The sequence below is a fragment of the uncultured Gilliamella sp. genome (assembly GCA_945271295.1).
Taxonomy (GTDB): Bacteria; Pseudomonadota; Gammaproteobacteria; order Enterobacterales; family Orbaceae; genus Gilliamella.
This window is the reverse complement of the sequence record CALYPG010000006.1, coordinates 114,626-123,057: the sequence shown is the minus strand read 5'-3', so window position 1 is coordinate 123,057 and position 8,432 is coordinate 114,626. Positions and strand designations below refer to the sequence as shown.

The 8,432-nt window shown below is 37.2% G+C and carries 6 protein-coding genes; 3 read left to right on the top strand and 3 right to left on the bottom strand.

Translation table 11 applies throughout. The features are described from left to right. The first annotated feature begins 266 nt into the window (after window positions 1-266). Window positions 267-761, top strand: a complete 495-nt coding sequence (locus tag Q0K76_RS05290; RefSeq protein ID WP_294612492.1) for a GNAT family N-acetyltransferase — start codon at window positions 267-269, stop codon at window positions 759-761. A 54-nt stretch (window positions 762-815) separates the two neighbouring features. Further along, window positions 816-1,541, top strand: a complete 726-nt coding sequence (locus Q0K76_RS05285; RefSeq protein ID WP_294612489.1) for a rhomboid family intramembrane serine protease — start codon at window positions 816-818, stop codon at window positions 1,539-1,541. 86 nt (window positions 1,542-1,627) lie between these two features. Here the strand turns inward: Q0K76_RS05285 and lolE are convergent, their stop codons facing one another. The 3 genes from lolE to lolC are packed head-to-tail and all read right to left on the bottom strand — an operon-like array spanning window position 1,628 to window position 4,779. Beyond that, window positions 1,628-2,872, bottom strand: coding sequence for a lipoprotein-releasing ABC transporter permease subunit LolE (gene lolE / locus Q0K76_RS05280; RefSeq protein ID WP_363322402.1), 1,245 nt, complete (start codon window positions 2,870-2,872; stop codon window positions 1,628-1,630). Beyond that, entirely contained in the window at window positions 2,868-3,584 is a 717-nt protein-coding gene (gene lolD, locus Q0K76_RS05275; RefSeq protein WP_294612483.1) for a lipoprotein-releasing ABC transporter ATP-binding protein LolD, read from the bottom strand. The genes lolE and lolD overlap by 5 nt, the downstream gene beginning before the upstream one ends. Then, window positions 3,577-4,779 carry a lipoprotein-releasing ABC transporter permease subunit LolC gene (gene lolC, locus Q0K76_RS05270; protein WP_363322401.1) on the bottom strand — a complete coding sequence of 401 codons (1,203 nt, stop codon included), beginning with the start codon at window positions 4,777-4,779 and terminating at the stop codon, window positions 3,577-3,579. The genes lolD and lolC overlap by 8 nt, the downstream gene beginning before the upstream one ends. 160 nt (window positions 4,780-4,939) lie before the next feature. Between lolC and mfd the strand changes: the two genes are divergently transcribed. Continuing rightward, entirely contained in the window at window positions 4,940-8,401 is a 3,462-nt protein-coding gene (gene mfd, locus Q0K76_RS05265) for a transcription-repair coupling factor (protein ID WP_294612477.1), read from the top strand. Window positions 8,402-8,432: the final 31 nt, after the last annotated feature.

Below are 8,432 nucleotides of genomic sequence, written 5' to 3'. Positions count from 1 at the left end.
TTGAGCTATGATTTTTTTCTTAATACCCATACCCTTTAGGTATGAAATCTGATATCTTTCTTTACAGGTAAGTTGTTTATATTTCATGATGCAATCTCAACTTTGAACGGTGACAGATTCATCATTATAAATGACTTACCTTTTTTATTGTCACCATTATTTTTATTAAGATTCGCACTTAGTATTTGAATTCAAGTACAAGCATTGCTAGCTTTGAACAAAGTCATTACAATATTAATTTTACAGTTAATTGCAATTAAACCCTTATGATCACTTATAGCAATGCTACTTTAGATGATTTACCATTTATTGTTGAAGTTTACAATTCAACCATAGCTAGTCGTATGGTTACTGCTGATACCGCTCCAGTGACAATACAAAGTAAGTTAGATTGGTTTTATCAACATAACCCACAAAATAGACCGCTTTGGTTAATCAAATATCAAAATCAAGCTTGTGGTTGGGTAAGTTTATCGTCATTTTATGGTCGCCCAGCTTATCATAAAACTGTCGAAATCAGCTTGTATGTCCATCAAGATTTTCGTGGTAAAGGTATTGGTCAATTTATGGTAACGGCGATTGAACAATTTGCCGGTAAAGTTGGTATTGAAGCCATATTAAGTTATGTATTTGGCCATAATTTACCTAGCATTAAACTATTTACCAAACTGCAATATCAGCAATGGGGATTATTTCCAGCTGTTGCTGAACTCGACAGCGTGCCTCGTGATTTAGTCATTTTGGGTAAACATTTAAATTAAGCCTTATTGTATATAATTCAGATTATTGACTTATCCTAAAGGAATTGTTTCACTATGATCTTCTTGAAAAATACCTTATTTTTAGCCAAGCAAACCAAAATTACTAGTGCACTTGTTGTTATCAATATTGGCTGGTTTTTTATTTCACGAATACTTGATGTGCGTGGATTTATGCCTTTTCATGAAAATGAATTTTTAATTGATTGGGGCGCAGATGTGTCGCAATTAACTTTTGCTGGTCAATATTGGCGGATGTTTACCAATCTTTTTATGCATATAAGTTTTACTCACCTCGCCTTGAATATGCTTGCTTTGTGGAGTGTGGGGAGCATCTTAGAAAAACTTATCCCACCTTTTGCTTTTCTTGGTATCTATTTACTTTCGGGGTTATTTGGTAGTCTTGCTAGTGATATTGCTACAATTAATCATAATGTTATTAGTTGTGGGGCGTCAGGAGCTATTCTAGGGATTATTACCGCACTACTGGCATTTTCCATAATTAATCGTGCTAATATTGCACAGATGCCTATTAAATCTATTATTGTGAGTTTAATTTTAACTGCTGGATTAGGATTATTACCGACAATTGATAACATGGCACATATTGGTGGCGCAGCCACAGGATTTATTCTTGGCGCTATAGTTACTTTTTGTTTAAGAACATTTAATTACCCGAGCAAATTAACAATTATCATTGTTAGCCTCGTTTTTATTATGGCTATGATTTTTTTATATTTGGGTTATATGCATTATCAAATATCAGGCGTCTTTTACGATTAATATTAATATAAAAAGCATTAATATAAATAAAAAAAGCGCTGATGTGATACTTCATACAGCGCTTTTTGTCTAATTTAGTAAAGCAATTAGAAACTATTTAAAATACGTGCCGGATCAATTTTGCAAGCCCGTTTGGCTGGATAATAACTAGCGATTAAGCTTAATAGCATAGCGGTTATAAACACAATCACCACATCCAATAAATGGATCTCAGACGGTAAAAAATCGATAAAATAAATATGCCCATTTAATAATTTATAACCAATAATCGACTCAATCACAGCCATAATATTGGAAAGTTGCCATGCTAATACTACGCCTAAAATCACCCCCATTAAGCTGCCGATCAATCCTGAAATAACCCCATACCAAATAAAAATATGTTTAATTAATTGATTGGTTGCGCCGAGTGTTTTTAATATAGCAATATCGCGTTGTTTATCTTTAACAGCAATCACTAAGGTTGAGACAATGTTAAAACAGGCTACACCAATTACCACAATCATCGCTAAATACATGATTTGCCGTATCATTTGAATATCGCGATACATAAACCCAAACGAATATTCCCAACTAGTAAACATAAGATTTTGATCTAAATTTAAGGCGGCTTGACTAATAATTTGATTAGCCTGATAGACGTGGTTAACATTAACCACTACACTAGTGACACTGTCACCAATATCCAATAGTTTTTGAGCATCGGTCAGTGGAATTAGTGCCACGTTATTACTTAAACTTCCACTTAGTTCTAAAATGCCCACAACCTGTAAACGCACTCTTTTGGGTGGTTTAAGTTGATTTGATCCACTGGCAACGGGTATTAATAAACTCACCCAACTACCCTCTTTAATTGATAAACGCTCAGCCAAACCAGCACCAATAATTAATTGTTGGTTATCCGCCTTAAAGGTTTGCCATTTATCATTTAATACATATTTAGGTAATGCACTAATTGTTGTTTCTTGCTGTGGATCTACACCCTGTACTTCAACTGCGCTTAATTTACTCCCATTTTCAATCAGCCCAGCGAAACTAATTAATGGCGCTGTAGATACAATATTGCTATTTTTTTGTAACTGCTGCTGCACATGTCGCCAATTATCTAAGTTACCATATGGTGCATAAAATTGACCGTTTGGTATTACGGATAATACGCGATTGTTTAACTCACGTTCAAAACCATTCATAGCACTTAAGCCGATGATCAACGCAGCAATACCAATTGCAATGCTCAAGGTCGATATAATCGAAATTAAAGACACCATGCCACTTTTACGGCGTCCTTTACGGAATTTTATGGCAGTAATTAATGATAAATTCATACTAATTGTCCATTAACCTGCTGTTGGATAATGAACCATCTAGTAATTGACCATCATTCATAATCAATTGCTTATCCAGTTTTTTAGCTAAAGCCAAATCATGGGTAACCACTAAAAATGCAGTGCCATGTTCTTGATTCAATTTGACTAGCAGATCAAAAATAGCATCAGCTGTAGATTTATCTAAATTTCCGGTTGGTTCATCTGCCATCACTAACGCTGGATTGTTTATCAAGGCACGGCCGATGGCTACACGCTGACGTTCCCCCCCTGAGAGTTCTGAAGGGCGATGATTGGCACGTTTAACTAAATTAACCGATTCCAACATGGATAGAGCCCTTTTTTTGGCTTCATTAGCCGCCACACCGCCAATCAATAACGGCATGGCAATATTTTCTAACGCCGAAAAATCAGGTAATAGATGGTGAAATTGGTACACAAAACCAATCTCTTGGTTGCGTAAGCGCGCTTTTTGTTGTTCCGATAATTGATTGAGTGGTTGTGATTTAAAAATAATTTCACCGGAAGTGGGTTTATCTAATCCCCCTAAAAGATGCAATAAGGTGCTCTTACCAGAACCTGAACTACCAATAATCGCCAATAAAGATTTTGAGTAAATATCAAACGAGACATTTTTCAGCACTTCAGTAGTCATGTTACCTTCTTTATAAGTCTTATAAAGATTTTTGGCTGATAATAGTATTTCGGAATTATTCATAACGTAGCGCCTCAGCTGGTTGAATATTGGCAGCGCGGTAAGCCGGATAAATGGTTGAAATTAACGATAACATAAGCAACCCAATAATAATAAAAACTATTTGTGTTGATTCAACTAATGAAGGCAATTGAATGCCTGCAAATGATAAACCTAGCACCTGCATAATATCATTTAAGTTAAAAGCGAGTAGCAGCCCTAACACACTCCCCAATAGTGTACCAATCACACCTGAACTGGCGCCTTGAATGATAAAAATCAACATGATTTTACAACGTGATAAACCTTGAGTTTTCAAAATGGCAACTTCTCCTTGTTTTTCCATTACTAACAAACTTAATGAAGTAATAATATTAAAAGCAGCAACAATCACAATTAAGCTAATCAACAAGCCCATTACATTTTTTTCCATTTTAATCGCTTGGAACAATTCACCACGTTTTTCCCGCCAGTCTTTGTAAATTAAGCCGTCTGGCAATGGCGTGGCGGTCACTGTACCAATATTTAGCGGTTGATCTAAAAATAGTCGCCAACTTGTGATAGTGTTACTTGGATAACGCAATAAGTTCCTGGCATCAGATTGATTAACATAAACTAATGCTTGATTAATATCATGATTAACTGAAAAAATACCGCTGATTCTAAATAAACGTTGCGAAGGGATACGCCCAACTGGTGTAATTTGGCTGGCGTCGGTGACCATTAAACGAATTTTATCGCCAACTGCCACGCCTAATTGTTCGGCTAAACTTTGACCAATAATAATATTATATTGACCAGCTTGTAGATCGGAAATCGATCCATTATATATATAATCACTAATTGGATCTTCACCTTCTGGGTTAATACCCATGAGGGTACTAACGGTGATACTTTGTTCACTTTGTAATACCACATCGCTAGTCACTAAAGGTGCCACATGTTTAACGCCATCAATTTTGTTAAATTGATCGCTAGCAATGATATTAGGATCGATTCGACCTTGTGATGAGGTTATTTGCGCTTGTGGTAAAAATTTTAAAATATTCCCCTGCATCTGGTCTTCTAAACCATTCATCACCGAGAGTACCACGATCAATCCCAGCGAACCTAACATGATCCCAATCATTGATAACCATGACACAAAACGACCAAAACCATCACTTTTTTGACCGTAAACATAGCGTAAGCCAATATAAAATACTAATGGATGAAATATTCTTGACATAAACGTATATGACACCTGAAACTTTTTTACAAAGTTTTACTCATTAACTGCAAAGTGCTTATCATACAGGATTAAACTGTTATAGAAAACAACCATCTAATTACGTTATAATCTGTCGCTAAATTTCATAGCGATATTAATAGCATTTATCATGTCTAATACAATGAACATTTCTACCTTAATTCCTAAAAAAGCAGATGAAGTCAAACAGTTGGGGCAACTTGTCGGATCTTCATTAGCGCTAATCTGTGCGCAAGTTATCGATGCCCATGATGGTTTAGTGGTAATTGTGACTGACGATATGCAACAAACTACGCGCATTCATAATGAATTAAAACAATTCTCCACTTTCCCAGCGATTTATTTCCCCGATTGGGAAACTTTGCCTTATGATAGTTTTTCGCCACATCAAGATATTGTGTCGGAACGCTTATCTTGCCTTTACCACTTGGCACAATTACAAAAAGGCGCGTTGATTCTACCTATTAACACTTTGATGCAAAAAGTGTGTCCGCCCAGTTTTTTAGGTGGTCATGTTTTTCTTATGCGTCAAGGACTGCAAATAAGCCGTGAACACTTGCGGCTACAATTGGAAAATGCCGGTTATCGTTCGGTCAGTCAAGTTATGGAACATGGCGAATATGCCACCCGTGGCGCGCTTTTCGATATTTACCCGATGGGGAGTGAAGCTCCTTATCGAATCGACTTTTTTGATAACGAAATTGATAGCATTCGCACTTTTGATGTTGAAAGTCAGCGCACGCTGAGTGCAATCGAAGAAATTCAACTGCTACCGGCACACGAATTTCCTTTTGATAAAACAGCGATTGAACTATTCCGCAGTCAATGGCGAGAAAAGTTTCCGGTTAGGTTAGAACCGGAAAGCATTTATCAACAAGTCAGCAAAAACATTTTGCCTACAGGAATTGAGTATTGGCAATCACTGTTTTTTGATCAGCCTTTAACCCCGCTGTTTACCTATTTTCAGGAAAATACCTTAATTATCAATACTGTTAATATTGAACAATATGCCAATAAATATTGGCAAGATATTAATCAACGTTATGAAAGTCGCAAAGTAGATCCAATGCGCCCACTTTTAGCGCCGGCAGTGATCTGGTCGAAAACGGATGAAATTTTTGCTAATTTTAAATTATACCCACGCATCATTTTAGCTAATGAGACATTAACTAAAGCTAATAAAAATATTAATCTACCCTATATTGCTTTGCCGGAACTGGCGATTGAGATCCAACAAAAAAATCCCTATGCCTTGTTCCAACAATTTATTGACGATTTTGATGGCAAGATTATATTTTCGGTTGAATCAGAAGGCCGTAAAGAGGCATTACAAGAAATTTTGGGGCGCATTCGTATTCATCCCACCACAATAACGCATTTAACGCAATTAGACACGCTGGATAATCGCTTTGCTTTAATGATTGGTGCTAGCGAACAAGGTTTTATCAATCAACAAGATAATTTTGCCTTTATAACCGAAAATGAGTTATTAGGACGACGTATTAATCGGCGTAAAAAAGACAACAAACAATCCATCAATACTGATTCACTGATTCGTAGTTTAGCGGAGTTAACGCCGGGTAAACCAGTAGTGCATTTAGAGCATGGTGTGGGGCGTTATGCCGGATTAACCACATTGGAAACAGGTGGCATTACCGCTGAATATCTTATTTTACTTTATGCTAATGACACCAAACTATATGTGCCAGTTTCGTCACTAAATTTAATTAGTCGCTATTCAGGTGGTGATGAAGAAAATGCCCCACTGAATAAACTCGGTACCGATACGTGGAGCAAAGCAAGGCAAAAAGCGGCGGAAAAAGTACGTGATGTGGCGGCAGAATTGCTCGACATTTATGCCGAACGCGAGAGCAAACCCGGCTTTAAATTTAAGCAAGATCGTGAACAATATGAACTATTTAGCCAAGCATTCCCCTATGAAGAAACCGAAGATCAACAAAATGCTATTGGTGCGGTAATTGGTGATATGTGCTCACCACTTGCGATGGATAGGCTAGTTTGTGGCGATGTCGGCTTTGGTAAAACCGAAGTGGCTATTCGAGCCGCCTTTTTAGCAGTAATAAATCACAAACAAACCGCTATTTTAGTACCGACGACACTACTGGCCGAACAACACTATGAGAGCTTTTGTGATCGTTTTGCTAACTGGCCAATCCGCATTGAAAGCTTGTCACGCTTTAAAACAGCCAAGCAACAACAAGAGATCATCAAAGCTCTGGCTGATGGTAAAATAGATATCGTTATTGGCACCCATAAGTTATTACAAGAAGAGGTTAAATGGAAAGATCTGGGGCTGTTAGTTGTCGATGAAGAACATCGCTTTGGGGTACGCCAAAAAGAGCGTATTAAAGCGATGCGAGCTAATATTGACATATTAACCTTAACGGCTACCCCTATCCCGCGCACGCTAAATATGGCCATGAGTGGCATGCGCGATTTATCTATCATTGCCACACCGCCAGCCAGGCGCTTAGCAGTAAAAACCTTTGTGAGAGAATATGATGATCTGGTGATTCGGGAAGCGATATTACGGGAAATTTTGCGTGGAGGTCAGATTTATTATTTACATAATGATGTTTCCGACATTGAGAACGTCGCACAAAGATTAGCAGAACTGGTTCCGGAAGCGCGTATTGCCATTGGCCACGGACAGATGCATGAACGTGATTTAGAGCGTGTTATGAATGACTTTCACCATCAACGCTTTAATTTATTAGTTTGTACAACTATTGTGGAAACCGGTATTGATATTCCCAATGCCAATACCATCATCATTGAACGTGCCGACAAATTTGGCTTAGCCCAATTACATCAATTACGTGGGCGAGTTGGACGCTCTTACCATCAAGCCTATGCCTATTTATTAACCCCACACCCGAAACTTTTAACTAAAGATGCCAAAAAACGTTTAGAGGCGATTGCTTCATTAGAAGATTTAGGCGCTGGTTTTGCCTTAGCCACTCATGATTTGGAAATTCGTGGTGCCGGTGAATTACTAGGCAGCGATCAAAGCGGCCAAATTGAAACTATTGGGTTTAATCTATATATCGAGCTACTTGAAGATGCGGTCAAATCACTCAAAGAAGGTAAAGAACCGACTTTGGAATCACTGCTGAATAACCAACAAACAGAAATAGAATTACGTTTACCAACTTTAATTCCGGATGACTTTATTCCTGATGTTAACACTCGGTTGTCACTATATAAACGTATAGCGAGTATTGAAAATCTTGATGAATTAACCGAAATCCAAGTGGAAATGCGCGATCGGTTTGGTCAATTACCGGATGCAGTATTGTTTTTATTAGAAACCACCAAAATCCGTTATCATGCCAAACAACTGGGTATTAGTAAGATCGAATTTGGTGAAAAAGGTGGTTTTATTGAATTTGGTACTAATAATACCATCTCCATTGATTATTTGATCTCACTAATTCAAAAAGAACCAAAAAATTATCGCTTAGAAAGTTCAAATAGATTAAAATTGCTCAAATTTGACTTGCAACGTTTAGAACGCATTGAATATATTAAAAATCTTTTAGACGCCTTTTCGCAGCATCAGGAAAAATAACAATATTAGATTTTACACAGGGAATTAATGA

Bases quoted from the DNA above. Each gene is read 5' to 3' on its own strand.
- Q0K76_RS05290 (WP_294612492.1), top strand. From the start codon at position 267: ATGATCACTTATAGCAATGCTACTTTAGATGATTTACCATTTATTGTT.
- Q0K76_RS05285 (WP_294612489.1), top strand. From the start codon at position 816: ATGATCTTCTTGAAAAATACCTTATTTTTAGCCAAGCAAACCAAAATT.
- lolD (WP_294612483.1), bottom strand. From the start codon at position 3,584: ATGAATAATTCCGAAATACTATTATCAGCCAAAAATCTTTATAAGACT.
- mfd (WP_294612477.1), top strand. From the start codon at position 4,940: ATGTCTAATACAATGAACATTTCTACCTTAATTCCTAAAAAAGCAGAT.